This window comes from Streptomyces marincola, assembly GCF_020410765.1.
GTDB classification, from domain to species: Bacteria; Actinomycetota; Actinomycetes; order Streptomycetales; family Streptomycetaceae; genus Streptomyces; species Streptomyces marincola.
Genome location: NZ_CP084541.1, coordinates 5,836,021 through 5,851,375 on the forward strand (window position 1 = coordinate 5,836,021; position 15,355 = coordinate 5,851,375).

The 15,355-nt window shown below is 74.1% G+C and carries 13 protein-coding genes; 6 read left to right on the forward strand and 7 right to left on the reverse strand.

What is annotated here, in order from left to right; genetic code table 11:
• The first annotated feature begins 75 nt into the window (after positions 1-75).
• The 4 genes from LC193_RS25760 (at position 76) to LC193_RS25775 (ending at position 5,228) form a co-directional block, all read left to right on the forward strand.
• The gene (locus tag LC193_RS25760; RefSeq protein ID WP_226077768.1) at positions 76-1,422 is read left to right on the forward strand and encodes an extracellular solute-binding protein; all 1,347 of its coding nucleotides are present in this window, start codon (positions 76-78) and stop codon (positions 1,420-1,422) included.
• A 34-nt stretch (positions 1,423-1,456) separates the two neighbouring features.
• Positions 1,457-2,404, forward strand: a complete 948-nt coding sequence (locus LC193_RS25765; RefSeq protein ID WP_404819486.1) for a carbohydrate ABC transporter permease — start codon at positions 1,457-1,459, stop codon at positions 2,402-2,404.
• 2 nt (positions 2,405-2,406) lie between these two features.
• Positions 2,407-3,330: a carbohydrate ABC transporter permease gene (locus LC193_RS25770; RefSeq protein WP_404819487.1), complete on the forward strand. Its 924-nt coding sequence runs from the start codon at positions 2,407-2,409 to the stop codon at positions 3,328-3,330.
• 71 nt (positions 3,331-3,401) lie between these two features.
• Complete coding sequence (locus LC193_RS25775; protein WP_226077769.1) at positions 3,402-5,228, forward strand: glycoside hydrolase family 2 protein; 1,827 nt, start codon at positions 3,402-3,404, stop codon at positions 5,226-5,228.
• A gap of 83 nt (positions 5,229-5,311) precedes the next feature.
• Here LC193_RS25775 and LC193_RS25780 read toward each other — a convergent pair whose 3' ends face one another.
• The 5 genes from LC193_RS25780 to LC193_RS25800 form a co-directional block, all read right to left on the reverse strand.
• Positions 5,312-6,547: an MFS transporter gene (locus LC193_RS25780; protein WP_226077770.1), complete on the reverse strand. Its 1,236-nt coding sequence runs from the start codon at positions 6,545-6,547 to the stop codon at positions 5,312-5,314.
• A gap of 142 nt (positions 6,548-6,689) precedes the next feature.
• Positions 6,690-6,956, reverse strand: a complete 267-nt coding sequence (locus tag LC193_RS25785; RefSeq protein ID WP_226077771.1) for a DUF4235 domain-containing protein — start codon at positions 6,954-6,956, stop codon at positions 6,690-6,692.
• 5 nt (positions 6,957-6,961) lie between these two features.
• Complete coding sequence (locus LC193_RS25790) at positions 6,962-7,327, reverse strand: DUF3618 domain-containing protein (protein ID WP_226077772.1); 366 nt, start codon at positions 7,325-7,327, stop codon at positions 6,962-6,964.
• Positions 7,324-7,743, reverse strand: a complete 420-nt coding sequence (locus tag LC193_RS25795) for a phage holin family protein (protein ID WP_226077773.1) — start codon at positions 7,741-7,743, stop codon at positions 7,324-7,326. Before LC193_RS25795 ends, LC193_RS25790 begins: the two co-directional genes overlap by 4 nt.
• An 80-nt stretch (positions 7,744-7,823) precedes the next feature.
• On the reverse strand, positions 7,824-9,197 hold the full coding sequence (locus LC193_RS25800) for an APC family permease (RefSeq protein ID WP_226077774.1): 1,374 nt from the start codon (positions 9,195-9,197) through the stop codon (positions 7,824-7,826).
• A 244-nt stretch (positions 9,198-9,441) separates the two neighbouring features.
• On the opposite strand from LC193_RS25800, the gene LC193_RS25805 reads away from it, so the two are divergent.
• Entirely contained in the window at positions 9,442-10,779 is a 1,338-nt protein-coding gene (locus LC193_RS25805) for a cytochrome P450 (RefSeq protein WP_226077775.1), read from the forward strand.
• Positions 10,780-10,836: 57 nt separating this feature from the next.
• Here LC193_RS25805 and LC193_RS25810 read toward each other — a convergent pair whose 3' ends face one another.
• Both LC193_RS25810 and LC193_RS25815 read right to left on the reverse strand, forming a co-directional pair.
• The gene (locus LC193_RS25810) at positions 10,837-12,489 is read right to left on the reverse strand and encodes a glycoside hydrolase family 13 protein (protein ID WP_226077776.1); all 1,653 of its coding nucleotides are present in this window, start codon (positions 12,487-12,489) and stop codon (positions 10,837-10,839) included.
• Between the two features lie 199 nt (positions 12,490-12,688).
• Positions 12,689-13,999 carry a D-arabinono-1,4-lactone oxidase gene (locus LC193_RS25815; protein ID WP_226077777.1) on the reverse strand — a complete coding sequence of 437 codons (1,311 nt, stop codon included), beginning with the start codon at positions 13,997-13,999 and terminating at the stop codon, positions 12,689-12,691.
• Positions 14,000-14,050: 51 nt separating this feature from the next.
• Between LC193_RS25815 and LC193_RS25820 the strand changes: the two genes are divergently transcribed.
• The gene (locus tag LC193_RS25820; protein ID WP_226077778.1) at positions 14,051-15,310 is read left to right on the forward strand and encodes an alanine racemase; all 1,260 of its coding nucleotides are present in this window, start codon (positions 14,051-14,053) and stop codon (positions 15,308-15,310) included.
• Positions 15,311-15,355 lie beyond the last annotated feature (45 nt).

The following is a 15,355-nucleotide window of genomic DNA, read 5'->3' on the forward strand; positions in this document are numbered from 1 at the left end:
AAGTCTTTACAGGCGATGTACATCGATGTAAAAAGTGGCCGAAAACCGCAGCGTTGGGGTTGGAGAGGGTGCGATATGAGTTTCGACCACTCGGGGCACGGGGGCCGGCGACGGCTGGGCAGGCGCGGGTTCCTGCGCTTCGGCCTCGCCGGCACCGGCGCCGTCCTGGCCCCAGGGGTGCTCTCCGCGTGTGCCTCGCCCGCAGCCTCGGACGATCCCCGTGCCCTGCGGGTCTGGGACCTCTTCTCCGGCGGTGACGGGCTGCTCATGGACGAGATGATCGCGGAGGCGGAACGGGGCGCCGACGGCTTCCGCATCGACCGCACCATCCTGGAGTGGGGCCCGGCGTACTACACGAAACTCGCCATGGCCGCGGCCGGCGGCCGGGCGCCCGAGGTCGCCGTGCTCCACCTGTCCCGGCTCGCCGGATACGCGCCCGGCGGCCTCGTCGAGCCGTTCGACCTCGGCCTGCTCGCCGAGTTCGGCGTGCGCGAGGCGGACTTCCCGTCCGCGATCTGGCAGCGGGCGCAGTACGAGGGCGAGGTGTACGCGGTCCCGCTCGACACCCACCCGTTCATCTTCTTCTACGACCTCGACCTCGCCGACCAAGCCGGGCTGCTCGACTCCGACGGCCAACTCGTCGAGATGGGCTCGCCCGAGGCGATGCTGGAGGCGAGCGCACAGCTCGCCGCCGCGCACGGCAGCACCGGGGTGCTGTTCGGGCACGTCAACGACCCCTCGCAGAACTGGCGGATGTTCAACGCCCTCTACGCGCAGACCGGCAGCACCTTCGGGCTGCCCGACGGCGGCGAGCCCGAGGTGGACATCGAGGCGGCGGCCCGTGTGATCGCATTCATGCAGCAGTTGTTCGACGGCGCGACCAATCCGAACAACCTCGACTACGACGGCGCGACGGCCGCGTTCACCGGCGGGCGCGGCGCCTCGATCATGGTGGGGGAGTGGGAGCTGCCGACGCTGCGGGCCAACGGCCGCCCGCTGGGCGCGGCGCCCTACCCGAACGTGTTCGGGCAGCCGGCGGTGCACGCCGACTCGCACAGCTACGTGCTGCCCCGCCAGGAGAACGCCGACCCGGAACGCCGCCGCGAGGCCCACCGCTACGTGGCGGACATGCTCAAGCGCAGCTTCACGTGGGCCAGCGCCGGGCACATCCCGGCCTACCAGCCGGTGATCGCCGACCCCGAGTACGCCGCGCTCGATCCGCAGTCCTCCTACGCGGAGGCCGGCGAGACCGCCGTCCTCGACCCGCCCTCCTGGCTCACCGGCTCCGGCTCCAACTTCCAGGTCCGCATGTCCCAGGCGATGCAGTCGGCGCTGCTCGGCAACGCGTCGGCCGAGTCGGCCGCCCAGCAGATGGTGCGCGAGAGCGCGGCGCTGCTCGACCAGCCCAACCCGGTCGCGTGACGGGGACCGCGACGGACGACAAGGAGCCCGCAACGTGAGCACCACGACTTCGAAAGTCCCCGTGAGCGGCGAGCCCGGCGCCCGCCCGGCAGGCACCTCGCCGACCGGGCCGCCCGCCCCGGCCCGCAGGCGCCGCACAGGACTGCTGTTCGTCCTGCCCTTCGCGGCGGTCTTCGTCCTCTTCATGGTCTGGCCCGTCCTGCACGGCCTGTGGATGAGCTTCACCGACGAGTCGCTGACCCTGAAGGGCACGGAGTTCGTCGGCTTCGACAACTACGCCGAGGCGTTCGGCGACCCGGACGTGTGGAGCTCGCTGGGCAACACCGTCTTCTTCACCGCGATATCGGTCGTGCCCCTGGTCCTGCTGTCCCTCGCCATGGCGCTGCTCGTGCACACCGGGCTGGCCGGGCAGTGGGTGTGGCGGCTGGCGTTCTTCGCGCCCTACCTGCTTCCGGTCACCGTCGTCACCATGATCTTCCAGTGGCTGTACCAGCCTGACCTCGGGATGCTCAACCAGGCACTCGACGCGGTCGGCCTGGGCCCGGTGGGCTGGCTGTCGGACGAGGCGTTCGCCATGTGGTCGATCGCCGCGCTGACCGTCTGGTGGACGATCGGCTTCAACTTCCTGCTCTACCTGGCCGCGCTCCAGTCGCTGCCCGACACCCTCTACGAGGCCGCCGCCCTCGACGGCGCCGGCGCGTGGCGCCGGCTGTGGTCGATCACGCTGCCCCAACTGCGCCGCACCACCGTGCTGGTCGTGATGCTCCAGGTCCTGGCCTCCCTGAAGGTCTTCGACCAGATCTACATCCTGACCAAGGGCGGCCCGAACGGCTCGACCCGGCCCATCCTCGAATACATCTACGACGTCGGCTTCACCGGCTACCGGCTGGGTTACGCCTCGGCCATCTCCTACCTGTTCTTCGCGATCATCATCATCGTCTCGATCGCCCAGCTGCGGTTCATGCCGCGCAAGGAGGGCTGACCGTGTCCGCCGCAACGACCGCACGCCCCCGTCCGCCGCGCCCGGCAGGACCGCGCCGCGGCAGGCGCCCGCAGGAGTCCGCCGGTTCGCCGATGCTGCTCGGCCACGGCCGGCTGCCCCGGGTCCTCGCGGGCACCGCCCTGGGGATCTTCGCGCTGCTGTGGCTGCTGCCGTTCGTCTGGGCGGTGGCCACCTCCTTCCAGCGGGAGGAGGACGTCGCGAGCCCGGGGCTCAACCCGATCAAGGGCGTGCTGACGCTCGACGCCTACCGGCAGGTCTTCGAACGGGGCACGCTGCCGACGTGGGCGTTCAACAGCGTCCTGATCGCCGGCCTGGTCACGCTGCTCACCATCGTGGTGTCCACCCTGGCCGCCTACGGCTTCTCGCGCGGCACGTTCCGCGGGCGGCGGACGCTGCTCGCCGTCACGGTGGCGTCGATCATGGTGCCGCCGCAGCTGCTGATCGTGCCGCTGTTCCAGCAGATGCTGACGTTCAACCTGGTGGACACCTACTGGTCGATCATCCTGCCGCAAGTCGTCGCACCCATGATGGTGTTCATCCTCAAGCGGTTCTTCGACGCGATACCGCGCGAGCTTGAGGAGGCCGCGCGCATCGACGGCGCCTCCGACCTGCGGGTGTTCTGGTCCATCGTGCTGCCGCTGTCCCGGCCGATCGTCTCCGCCGTCTCGGTCTTCGTCTTCATCGGCGCGTGGAACAACTTCCTGTGGCCGTTCATCATCACCAACGACCCCGACCTCATGACGCTGCCCGTGGGCCTGGCCACCGTGAAGGACGCCTACGGCATCCAGTACGCGCAGTCGATGGCCGCGGCCATGCTCGCCGCCGCCCCGCTGATCGTCGTCTTCCTCTTCTTCCAGCGGCGCATCGTGAAGTCCGTGGCCACCACGGGCCTCGGCGGCACCTGACCGCAGCGCGCCGCAGGCACCCCGCGGTGCGGGCCCCCGCACCGGCCGTTCGACGTCCCACAGGAGTCCTTGTGCCCACCCCCTCCGCCGTACCGCGCCCCGAGTACCCGAGGCCGCAGTTCGTCCGCGGCGACTGGCTCAACCTCAACGGCACCTGGCAGTTCGAGTTCGATCGCGGTGACAGCGGTCTTGAACGCGGTCTGCTCGAACGCGACCTCACGGGAGAGATCACCGTTCCGTTCTGCCCGGAGTCGGAGCTGTCCGGCATCGGTGAGACCGACTTCCTCGAAGCCGTCTGGTACCGGAGGACGCTGACGCCGCCCGCGGAGTGGGCGGGCCGTCGCCTGCTCCTGCACTTCCAGGCCGTCGACTACGACACCACCGTGTGGGTGAACGGCACCGAGGTGGCCCGCCACCGCGGCGGCTTCACCCCGTTCACCGCCGACCTCGGCGGCGTCGCGGAGCCGGGCGGGGAGATCACCGTCACCGTCCGGGCCCGCGACCCCAAGTCGGGACCGCAGGCGCGCGGCAAGCAGGCGGTCCGGTACGCCAACCACGACTGCAACTACACGAGGACCACCGGGATCTGGCAGACCGTGTGGCTCGAACCCGTGCCCGAGGTCCACCTGCGGCGGCCCAGGATCACGCCCGACCTGGCCGGCTCCGCGTTCCACCTGGAGCTTCCGCTGTCGGGCAACCGCCCCGGGTACCGGGTGCGCGCGGTGCTGAGCGACGCGGGCGGCGAGGTGGCGCGCGCCGAGGCGCGCGCCGACCTCGACCTCGCGCCGCGCCTCCACCTGCCGGTGCCGCGGGACCGGGTGCGCACGTGGTCGCCCGAGGACCCGCACCTGTACGGCCTGCGCCTCGAACTGCTCGACGCCGACGGCTCGGTGGCCGACGCGGCCGACAGCTACGCGGGGCTGCGGGCGGTCGGAATCCGCGGCAAGGCGATCACGCTGAACGGTGAGGCGGTCTTCCAGCGGCTCGTTCTCGATCAGGGCTGGTACCCGGACGGCCTGATGACGGCGCCGAGCGACGAGGCGCTGGTCCGGGACATCGAACTGGCGATGGCCGCCGGGTTCAACGGGGCGCGGCTGCACCAGAAGGTGTTCGAGGAGCGGTTCCTGTACCACGCGGACCGGCTCGGCTACCTGGTGTGGGGCGAGTTCGGGGACTGGGGCTGCGAGGTCGGCGGCACCTCGGGCGACAACCAGCAGCCGGACGCCTCCTATGTGGGCCAGTGGCTCGAAGCGGTCGAACGCGACTACTCGCACCCGTCGATCGTCGGCTGGTGCCCGCTGAACGAGACGTACCAGCGGCTGCACGACCGGATCACCCAGCTCGACGCGGTGACCCGCGCGATGTACCTGGCCACCAAGGCCATGGACACCACACGGCCGGTGGTCGACGCCTCCGGCTACGCGCACCGGGTGGCCGAGACGGACGTCTACGACGCGCACAGCTACGAACAGGACCCGGCGGCGTTCGCCAAGCAGGTGGCGGGGCTCGACCGCGACGAGCCGTACGTCAACGCCCACCGCGACGGCCACACCTGGTCGCTGCCGTACCGCGGGCAGCCGTACTTCATCAGCGAGTTCGGCGGCATCTGGTGGCACCCGGAGACGGCCGCCGAGGCGCGCGGCGACGACCGGCAGGAGTCGTGGGGCTACGGCGACCGGCCGCGCGACGAGGAGGAGTTCCACCAGCGCTTCGCGGGGCTGACCGGCGTGCTGCTGGACGACCCCGGCATGTTCGGCTACTGCTACACGCAGCTGACCGACGTGTTCCAGGAGCAGAACGGCATCTACCGCTTCGACCGCACCACCAAGCTGGACGTCGACCGGGTCCGCGAGGCGCAGACGCGCCCGGCGGCGATCGAGCGGCGCGCGAACGACTGACCCGCCCGGCAACCACCACCCGCGCCCCGGCGCGCGCCCCACACGGGCGCCGCCGGGGCGCGGGCGCGCGCGTGGGGCGCGCGTCAGTCCGCGCCCGCGCCGGTCGTGGTGCCGCCGGGCGCGGCGGGTGGGCGGCGGCCCTCCAGGATGCCCGAGGTCAGCAGGATGACCAGGCCCGCGAGCGGTACCACGAGCAGGCCGGCCCGGATCGACTCGGCGTCGGCGATCACCCCGACCAGGGGCGGCGAGAGCAGGAAGCCGATGCGCAGCAGGAACGCGGTCACGGTGATCCCGGCGCCGGGCCACAGCCCCGGGATCTCGTCGGCGGCGTGGAACGCGGCCGGGATGAGGGTCGCGATGCCGAGGCCCGCGAGACCGAAGCCGACGACCGTGCTCGGGACCGAGGGCCACAGCAGCGCGGTGCCCATGCCGATCAGGACCAGCACCCCGCCGAGCCGGGCCGTGGCGCGGTCGCCGATCCGGTGCACGACCCGGTCGCCGAGCAGCCGCCCGACGGTCTGCATGCCCTGGAGCGAGGCGAACGCGAGGCCGCCGACGAACGCGTTGGTCATCAGCTCGTCGCGCAGGTAGACCGAGCCCCACGAGGCGCCGGAGTCCTCGACCACGGCCGCCGCGGCGGCGAGCAGGCCGAGCACGGCGAGCAGCCGCACCACGTGCGCCCCGAGCGCGCGCCTGCCGCCGGCGTCCGCGCCCTCCGGCTCCTGCTCACGCGGCTCGCGTTCCGCGTCCTCCGCGCCCGGCAGCAGGAACCGCAGGGTGACCAGCGCGGCGGCCACCGTCACGGCGCCCACCGCGGCCAGGTGCCAGGCCAGGTCGATCTCCGCCTGCGCCGCGCCCGCGCCGCAGAAGCCGCCGAGCACCGCGCCCACGCTCCACAGCCCGTGGAACGCGTTCAGGATCGACCGCCCGTACAGGCGCTGCACGCGCATGCCGTGCGCGTTCATGGACACGTCGGTGATCGCGTCGAGGCCGCCGGCCAGGAACAGCGCCACGCACAGCAGCACGAAGCCGGGGGAGACGCCGATGAACACGAGGTTGACGCCGGCGAGTGCCATCGTGGCCACGGCGGAGCGGGCCGACCCGAAGCGTTTGATCAGCGGGCTGGCCAGCAGGCCCACGCAGAGGGCGCCGAGCGGCATGGCGGCGATGGCGGTGCCGAGCGCGGTGTTGGAGAGGTCCAGGTCCGCCTTGATGTCGGGATAGCGCGGTACGACGTTGGCGAACAGGAAGCCGTTGACGAAGAAGAGGGCCGCGACGGCGACGCGCGCCCGGACAGCCGTGCCGACTGCGGTGGCCATAGTTCTCGATCCCGCCATGCGGTCGGACAAGCGTTACGGCGGAAGATCCTACAGCGCGTCGTCCGGGCCGTCAGCCGGTTTCTTCCGGCAGCCGGCGGTGCGGGCCGCGGGCGGGGCGGCGCGCCACCGCCCACGGCCCGGGTCAGCCGGGCCAGGTGCCGGTCACCCGGTGCACCGCCCTGGCGCCCGCGCGGTCCACGGTGGCCTTCACCACCGCGTACACCGCGCCCTGCGCCGCCGCGGCCAGCCAGATCTCCCGCCACGAGCGCTCGCGGTCGGTGGCGCTCCAGGTGTGCTCGTCGTGCCGCAGGCTCTTCCACGAGCGCCGGAACGCGGCTCCCGCGACCAGCCCGCTCACCGTGCCGGTGAGCAGCCCGACCGGACGGTAGGCGGCCTTCACCGGGTTCACCGGGGTCACCGCTCCTTCCGGTTGCGGCGGCGCAGCAGGATGAAGGCGGCCGTCGCCACGAGGACCGAGACCGCCGCGACGGGCACGGGCGAGGAGCGCACCACGTGCGTGGCGCGGCCCGCCTGGTGCCTGGCGGGTGCGGCGGCCTTGCCCCGCACCTGCCCCGTCAGCGCCGTGGCCTGCCCCTTCAACGCGGTGGCCTGGCCCTTCAGGGCGGTGGCCCCGCCGGCGACGCGGTCCTTCACGCCCGACGCCACGTTGGCCTTCATATTGGCCTTGGAGGCCAGCGCGGCCACGGTCCTGCCCAACTGCTCCCTGGTGCCGTCCACCTGGGCGCGCAGCTCGTCGGTGACCTTGGTGTTGCTCGTCATGAGTGTGCCCTTTCCCTGATCTCGGCCATGTCGGCCTTCACACTGTCGATCGCCGCCTCGGGGCGCGGCGGCGCGGACCGGCGGAACTCCCTGCGGGCCATGGCCGCGAGCAGCGCGGCACCCGCCGCGAGCACGCAGGTCACGATCAACGCGGCGGCCCACACCGGGAGCGCGAGCGCCAGCGCGGCGATCACCGTGGCCACCAGCGCCTGGAAGGCCACGACGGCGACCAGCCCCGCCCCGGCGTACAGGCCGCCTCCCTTGCGGTAGCCCCTGCCCTTCTCGGCCAGTTCCGCCTGCGCGAGCCGCATCTCCTCGCGCATCAGCCGGGAGAACTGCTGGGAGGTCCGGGAGATCAGTGCCCCGGTCGACTCCTCACTGAGGCTGCGCACCGACTCCTGATCGGTCTTCGCCATCTCTCGTTCACCATCCGTTCCTTCCTTGCCGCCTCCGGGTACCCCTGCGGGCGCGGGCCATGCGGGGCGCGGACGATCCGTCACTCCCCGGCGCCTCCGGGGGCCTTCGGCCCCTCGCCCGGCAGCGCCCGGGAACGGCCGCCCCGCGCCGGGCGGCGCCGGCGCGCGTGCAGGGCGCCGAGCAGTGCGCCCGCGCCGATCACCACGAGACCCCGCAGCCAGACGTCGGGATCCACCTGCGTGGCCAGGACCGCGCAGGACAGGACGCCGAGGACCGGCACCGCGCGCGGCACCCGGAAGTGGTCCCCCGGCACCGCCTCGTGCCGCAGCGCGAGCACGGCGCAGTTGACGCCGGTGAAGACGACGAGCAGCAGCAGGACCAGGGTGGAGCTGAGGGTGGTGACGTCGCCGGTGAGCGCGAGCAGTGCGGAGAGCGCCGCGGTCACGGCGATGGCCGCCCAGGGCGTGCGGCGGCGCGGCAGCACGCGGGTGAGGAACGCGGGCAGCAGCCCGTCCCTCGCCATGCCGTACGCGAGCCGGGAGGCCATGATGCCGGTGAGCAGCGCGCCGTTGGCCACGGCGACCAGGGCGATGGCGCTGAACAGCCGGTGCGGCACGCCCCCGGCCGTGTCGACGACTTCGAGGAGCGGGCCGCTGGAGTCGGCCAGCCGTTCGGTCGGCACGGCGATGCCCGCGGCGAGTCCGACCAGCACGTAGACGAGGCCCGCGGAGCACAGGGCGGCGAACAGCGCGCGCGGGTAGGAGCGGCGCGGGTCGATGGTCTCCTCGGCCAGGTTGGCCGATGCCTCGAAGCCCACGAACGAGTAGTAGGCGACAACGGCCCCGCCCAGCACGGCCGCCGCGGCGCCGCCTTCCCCCGTGCCCAGCCGGGTCAGCCCGTCGTAGTGGCCGTCGCCGCGCAGCGCGATCCAGGCACCGAGGCCCACGATCAGCAGCAGGCCGCCGGTCTCCACGAGCGTGGCCGCGGCGTTGGCCCGCACCGACTCGGTGATGCCCCGCAGGTTCAGCAGCGCGAGGGAGCAGAGGAACACCACCGCCACGCCCGCGGTCGGCAGGGTGACGAACGCGGCCAGGTAGTCGCCGCCGAACGCGCGGGCGAGCCCGGCGACGGCGACCAGCCCCGCGCACAGCGTGCAGAAGCCCGTGAAGAAGCCGAGGAACGGCCCGAACGCGCGCGTGGTGTAGTGGGCGGCGCCGCCCGCCGCAGGGTACTTCGTGGCGAGTTCCGCGTAGGAGGCGGCCGTCAGCAGCGCGAGGGCCAGAGCGGTCAGCATGGGCACCCACACCGCGCCGCCGGATTCCGCCGCCACCTGCCCGACCAGCACGTACACCCCGGCGCCCAGCACGTCGCCGAGGATGAACAGGTAGAGCAGGGGAGTGGTCAGCGCCTTCTTCAGCGGGGTGCCGCCGTCGGGCGGGTCCGGAGAGTTCACGGCGCGCTCCTGCCCGCGCCGCGCCCGCGTAGCCTCCGGCACGGCGGTGAACCGTGGCCGCGGACGTGTTCGGGCCTACGCCCGGTACCTGGGTGCGGCGCTTTTTGCCGCACGCACTCCCCGCCCGTGCTTCACGCTCGCCGGGGCGCCGCGCGTGGCGGGCGCGCCCGGCGGACATGGTGTCGGTGACGGAACGGGGCGTGCCGGAACGTGCCCCGGTGACCGGGGCGCAGGGAGGACACGGATGAGTGTTGCCGCGGCCATTCCCCAGGCCGGCGGGGCGGTGCCGGTCCTCGGGCACTCCCTGCGGCTGCTGCGGGACCCGCTGGGGTTCGTCGCCTCCCTGCCCGCTCAGGGCGACCTCGTCAGGATGCGGTTCGGCCCGCTCGGCGTGGTCCTGGTGTGCGACCCGGAGCTCACCCGCCAGGTCCTGGTGAACGACCGCACGTTCGACAAGGGCGGTCCTGTCATCCACCGGGCGCGCGAGATCGCGGGCGACGGACTCGGCACGTGCCCGCACGCCGCCCACCGCAGGCAGCGGCGGCTGTGCCAGCCCGCGTTCCACCGGGACCGCATGCCCGGCTACGCGGACGCGATGGCCGCCCTGTGGAACGGGGCGACCGCGTCCTGGCGGGACGGGCAGGAGATCGGCGTCGTCAACGAGCTGACGGGCCTGGTGCTGCGGGTGGCGGTGGAGACGATGTTCTCCACGCGCCTGCCGCCGGGGACGGCGGAGCGGATCGTCGCCGACTTCCAGCTGCTCACCGCCGCCGTCTTCCGCCGCATGGTCACCCCGGCCGCGCTCACGCGGCTGCCGACCCCGGGCAACCGCCGCTACGCACAGGCCCGCGCCCGGCTGCGGTCCGAGGTCAGGACGATCATCGCCGACCGCAGGGCGGAGGGCGGTGATCGCGGCGACCTGCTGTCCTCCCTGCTCGACGCCCAGGACCCGGAGAGCGCGGCGGACGGCCGTGTCCTCTCCGACTGGGAGCTGGCCCAGCAGGTCGTCACGTTCCTGTCCGCGGGCACCGACACCACCGCCAACACGCTGTCCTGGGCCCTGCACCTGCTCCAGCAGCACCCCGAGGTGGCGCGGCGCCTGCGGGCCGAGGCCGACGAGGTACTGGCCGGCGGCCCCGTCGCCGCCGCGCACGTGCCCGGGCTCGGGCTGGCGGCACGCGTGGTGAACGAGACGCTGCGCCTGTACCCGCCCGGCTGGCTGAGCACGCGCCTGGTCACCCGGGAGACCGTGCTCGGCGGCGTCCCGCTCGCGGCGGGCACCACCGTGGCCTGGAGCCCGTACCTCATCCACCGCAGGCCGGAACTGTTCGAGCGCCCCGAGCGCTTCGACCCCGACCGGTGGCGCGAGAGCACGCCGGGGCGCGACGCGTTCATCCCGTTCGGCGGCGGCGCCCGCAAGTGCATCGCGGACCGGTTCGCGGTCACGCACGCCGTGATCGCGCTCGCGGCGATCGTTTCCCGCTGGACGTTCGAACCGCTGCCGGGCCCGCCCGTGCGGCCCGTGGTGCGGGCCGTCCTCAGCCCGGTGGCCCTGCGGCTGCGGCTCGCGGCGCGGCCCTGACGCCCCGGTGGGCGGGCCGCGGCCCGCCCACCGGGACGCGGGCCCGGCAGCCGGCGCTCAGGCGCCGTCCCCCGGGGCCGGCGCCAGCCAGACCGCCGTGTCCCGCGGGACGGCCCCGCCGGCCGTCGGCCCGCTGGCGAGCAGCACGCGCTCCCCTGCGGGCAGGGGCAGCGGCTCCGGCGCGAAGTTCACCCGGCAGACCAGGCCGCCGCGCCGGAACGCCAGTTCGCCCGCGCGCGCCGGCAGCCAGGCGAACGCCTCGGCGCCGCGCTGCCGGCGCCGCAGTGTCAGCGCCGCTCGGTACAGTTCGAGGAACGAGTCGGGCCGCCCGCGCTGCGCCTCGACGGACCGCTCCCCCCAGCCCGCCGGCTGGGGGAGCCAGCTCGCCGCGCCGGGCCCGAAACCGAGCGAGGGGCCCGAGCGCGACCACGGGATCGGGACGCGGCACCCGTCCCGGCCCTTGACCGCGCGGCCGGTCCGTTCCCACATCGGGTCGCGCAGCACCTCCCGCGGCAGGTCGGGCACTTCCGGCAGGCCCAGTTCCTCGCCCTGGTAGAGGTACGCGGTCCCCGGCAGCGCGAGCGTCAGCAGGGCCGCGGCCCTGGCCCTGCGTTCCCCGGTCGCCTCGTCGGGCTCGGGATCGCGGCCGTCGGCGGCCAGCCAGGCCGGGAGGTCGGTACCGGGCGGCAGCGCGTACCGGCTGACGTGCCTGACCACGTCGTGGTTGGACAGCACCCACGTGGGCAGCGCGCCGACGGAACGGGCGGCTGCCAGGGAGCTGTCGATCACCTCGCGGAACGCGGGCCCGTCCCACGGGCAGCGCAGGTAGAAGAAGTTGAACGCCTGGTGCAGCTCGTCCGGGCGCGTGTACAGCGGCAGCCGCCGCGCGCTGACGCCCGCCTCGGCGACCGCGATCCGGGGCGGTTCGTAGGCGTCGAGTACCTTGCGCCACGCGCGGTAGACCTCGTGCACCTCGGTGCGGTCCCAGAACGGGTGGTCCTCGCCCTCGGGCGGCGCGTTCAGCGGCGCCGAGTCGCGGCCGTGGGTGTCGCGCAGCGGCGGCGTGAGGTCCTTGCGCAGCCCGTGCGCGACATCGACGCGGAAACCGTCGACGCCCAGGTCGAGCCAGAAGCGCAGGGTCTTCTCGAAGTCGGCGATGACATCGGGGTGCTCCCAGTTCAGGTCGGGCTGCTCCGCGGCGAAGATGTGCATGTACCACTGCCCGTCGGGCACGCGGGTCCAGGCGCTGCCGCCGAACTTCGACTGCCAGTCGGCCGGCGGCAGACCCCCGTCGGGCCCGCGCCCGTCGCGGAACACGAAGCGGGAGCGGGCCTCGGAGCCCGGCCCCGCGGCCAGCGCCTCGACGAACCACGGGTGTTGGTCGGAGCAGTGGTTGGGCACGATGTCGACGATGACCTTGAGGCCGAGGGCGTGGGCGCGCTCCAGCAGCGCCTCGGCGTCGCGCAGCGTCCCGTGCCGCGGGTCGACCGCGCGGTGGTCGGAGACGTCGTAGCCCGCGTCGGCCCAGGGCGAGGGGTAGAACGGGGTGAGCCACACGGCGTCGACCCCCAGGTCCGCCAGGTGGTCGAGGCGGTCGGTGATGCCCCGCAGGTCGCCGATGCCGTCGCCGTCGGAGTCGGCGAAGCTGGGGACGTAGATCTGGTAGACAACCGGGTCCCGCCACCAGTCGGCGGTCGTGCTGTGGGTCACGGCTTCCTCTCATCGCATGGGTCGGGCGTGGGGTGGATCGTCGAACGCGCGGTGCGCGCGGGCCGGGCGGCGCGCGCCCGGCGTTCCGCACCGGTCGGACAAGCCTTTCACCGCCACGGGGAACGCGCGGACCCGGGCGGCGGCAACCGGCCCGCCCCCCGCGGCGGTTGGCCCGCGCGCGGCCGGGGCCCGCGGCGGGTCACGGCCTGCCGAGCACCCGGTCGAGGTAGGCGTTGGCGAACGTGCCCTCCGGGTCGAGCGCCGCCCGCACCCGCAGGAAGTCCGCGAAGCGCGGGTAGCGAGGACCCAGGTCCCGGGCCGTGAGCCAGTGCAGCTTTCCCCAGTGCGGCCGGCCGCCGGCCGCGTCCGCGATGCCCGCGACCGCGCGGAAGTAGCGTGCGAACGGGCGGCGCAGGTACTGGTGCACGGCGATGTAGGCGGTGTCCCGGCCGTGGGCCGTGGACAGCCACAGGTCGTCGGCCGGGGTGAAGCGCACCTCGACGGGGAACGCGACGCGTTCCCCCGAGCCCTCGATCCAGCGGTCGACGGCCGTCAGCACGTCCGCGATCCCGCCTCTCGGCACCGCGTATTCGAGTTCGCGGAAGACGACGCGGCGCGGCGAGGTGAAGACCCGGTGGGACGCGTCGCTGTAGCGCCGGGCGGACAGCGCGCGCGAGGAGACGGCGTTCAGCCGGGGAATGGCGCACGGCACGGCGGTGCCGACGCGGTTGACGCCCGCGAAGAGCGTGTTGGAGAGGAACTCGTCCTCCAGCCAGGCCCTGCCCCTGCGCAGCGGCCGGGGCGGGACGCCGGGCGGCAGCCGGTTGTTGCGCTTGGTCAGGACCCGGTCGGTGTGCGGGAACCAGTAGAACTCGAAGTGGTCGTTGCGCGTGATCAGTTCGTCGAGCCGGGCCAGCACGTCGCGCAGCCGCATCGGGGCCTCGAACGCGTGCAGCGCGAACGCCGGCTCGCAGGCGAGCGTGACCCGGCTGATGACGCCGAGGGCGCCGAGGCCGATGCGGGCCGCCTCGAACAGCTGGGGCCGCTCCGCCGCCGAGCAGCGCACCGATGTCCCGTCGGCGAGGACGAGTTCGAGCGCCTCGACCTGTGCGGCCAGGCTGCCGGAACGGGCGCCGGTGCCGTGCGTGCCGGTGGAGATGGCGCCCGATACGGTCTGGCGGTCGATGTCGCCGAGATTCGTCAGGGCCAGGCCGTGCGCGGCCAGGACCCGGTTCAGCAGGTGGAGCGGCATGCCGGCCTCGACCGTCACCAGTCCGCGGGGCCGGTCCACGCGCACAGGCCGGTCCAGCGCGTCCATCCGCACCAGCACACCGTCCGTCGCCGCCGCCCCGGTGAACGAGTGGCCGCTGCCGACCGCCTTGACCCGCAGCCCCTCGCGCACGGCGCGGCGCACCACATCGGACAACTCATCGACACTGCCAGGCCGTTCGACGCGCACGGGGTGCGCACGCCGGGTCTGCGACCAGTTCCGCCACGCGGCTGCCGTCATGGTGCGCAGTGTCTTACCAGTCGGTACGGGCGTCAATTACCGTGCTGTGCCATGGAAACGCCGAGAGCGCCGGGCGCGGCGCGCGACGGGGCGGCCCAACGGCGTCTGGCGCGGGCTGCGGCCGGGCTCGAACCGCCCTTCGCCGTGGTCGACCTGGCGGCGTTCCGCGCGAACGCCGCGGACCTGGCCCGCCGGGCCCTCGGCAAGCCGGTCAGGGTCGCGAGCAAGTCGCTGCGCTGCGCCGATCTGCTGAGCCTGGCCCGCGGGCTGCCGGGATTCCGCGGTGTGCTCGCCTACACGCTCCCCGAGGCGCTGTGGCTGGCCGGCGACCGCGCTGCCGGGCAGGCGCCGGGCGCCGGGGCCGGCGGGAGCGACGTGGTCGTGGCCTACCCGACGGCCGACACGGCGGCCCTGCGCCGCCTGGCGGGCGACGACCTGCTCGCGCGGCGCGTGACGCTCATGGTCGACTCCGTCGAGCACCTGGAGTTCCTGGCTTCCACCGCGCGCCCCGCGGCGGCGCGCCCGCTGCGGCTGTGCGTCGAACTCGACGTGTCGCTGCGGCTGTTCGGCGGGCGGGTGCACCTGGGGGCCCGCCGTTCGCCGGTGCGCGACCCGGCCGGGGCGCTGGCCCTGGCGCGGGCGGTCGCCGCGCGGCCCGGGTTCCGGCTGGTCGGCCTGATGGCCTACGAGTCGCAGATCGCGGGCGTCGGGGACGCGCCGCCCGGCGCGCCCCTGCGCGGCCTCGCGGTACGGGCGATGCAGCGCCGGTCCGCGGCGGAACTGGCCGAACGCCGTGCCGCGGTCGTGGCCGCGGTCCGCTCCGTGGCCGACCTCGAATTCGTCAACGGCGGCGGCACCGGGAGCGTGGAGCGCACCGCGTCGGAGCCGGCCGTGACCGAGATCGCCGCAGGGTCCGGCCTGTACGGGCCGGCGCTGTTCGACGCCTACCGCGCCTTCAGGCCGCGGCCTGCGGTGTACTTCGCGCTGCCCGTGGTGCGGCGCCCGGCACCCCGCGTGGCCACCGTGCTCGGCGGCGGCTGGGTCGCCTCGGGGCCGCCGGGGCGGGACCGGCTGCCGAGGCCCGCGTTCCCCCGGGGCCTGTCCCTCCGCGCGACCGAGGGCGCGGGGGAGGTGCAGACGCCGCTGCTCGGCCGGGCCGCGGCGGGCCTGCGGGTCGGGGACCTGGTGTGGTTCAGGCACGCCAAGGCGGGCGAACTCGCCGAGCACGTCAACGTCTTCCACCTCGTCGAGGGCGAGGACCTGGTGGGCGGGGCGCTCACCTACCGGGGCGCGGGGCACGCGTTCCTCTGAGGGGGCCGTCCCGGAGGGCCGTTCGGGAGGGCAGGCCCCGGGCAG

Bases quoted from the DNA above. Each gene is read 5' to 3' on its own strand.
- LC193_RS25760 (WP_226077768.1), top strand. From the start codon at position 76: ATGAGTTTCGACCACTCGGGGCACGGGGGCCGGCGACGGCTGGGCAGG.
- LC193_RS25780 (WP_226077770.1), bottom strand. From the start codon at position 6,547: ATGGCCACCGCAGTCGGCACGGCTGTCCGGGCGCGCGTCGCCGTCGCG.
- LC193_RS25790 (WP_226077772.1), bottom strand. From the start codon at position 7,327: ATGACGAGCAACACCAAGGTCACCGACGAGCTGCGCGCCCAGGTGGAC.
- LC193_RS25795 (WP_226077773.1), bottom strand. From the start codon at position 7,743: ATGGCGAAGACCGATCAGGAGTCGGTGCGCAGCCTCAGTGAGGAGTCG.
- LC193_RS25805 (WP_226077775.1), top strand. From the start codon at position 9,442: ATGAGTGTTGCCGCGGCCATTCCCCAGGCCGGCGGGGCGGTGCCGGTC.
- LC193_RS25815 (WP_226077777.1), bottom strand. From the start codon at position 13,999: ATGACGGCAGCCGCGTGGCGGAACTGGTCGCAGACCCGGCGTGCGCAC.
- LC193_RS25820 (WP_226077778.1), top strand. From the start codon at position 14,051: ATGGAAACGCCGAGAGCGCCGGGCGCGGCGCGCGACGGGGCGGCCCAA.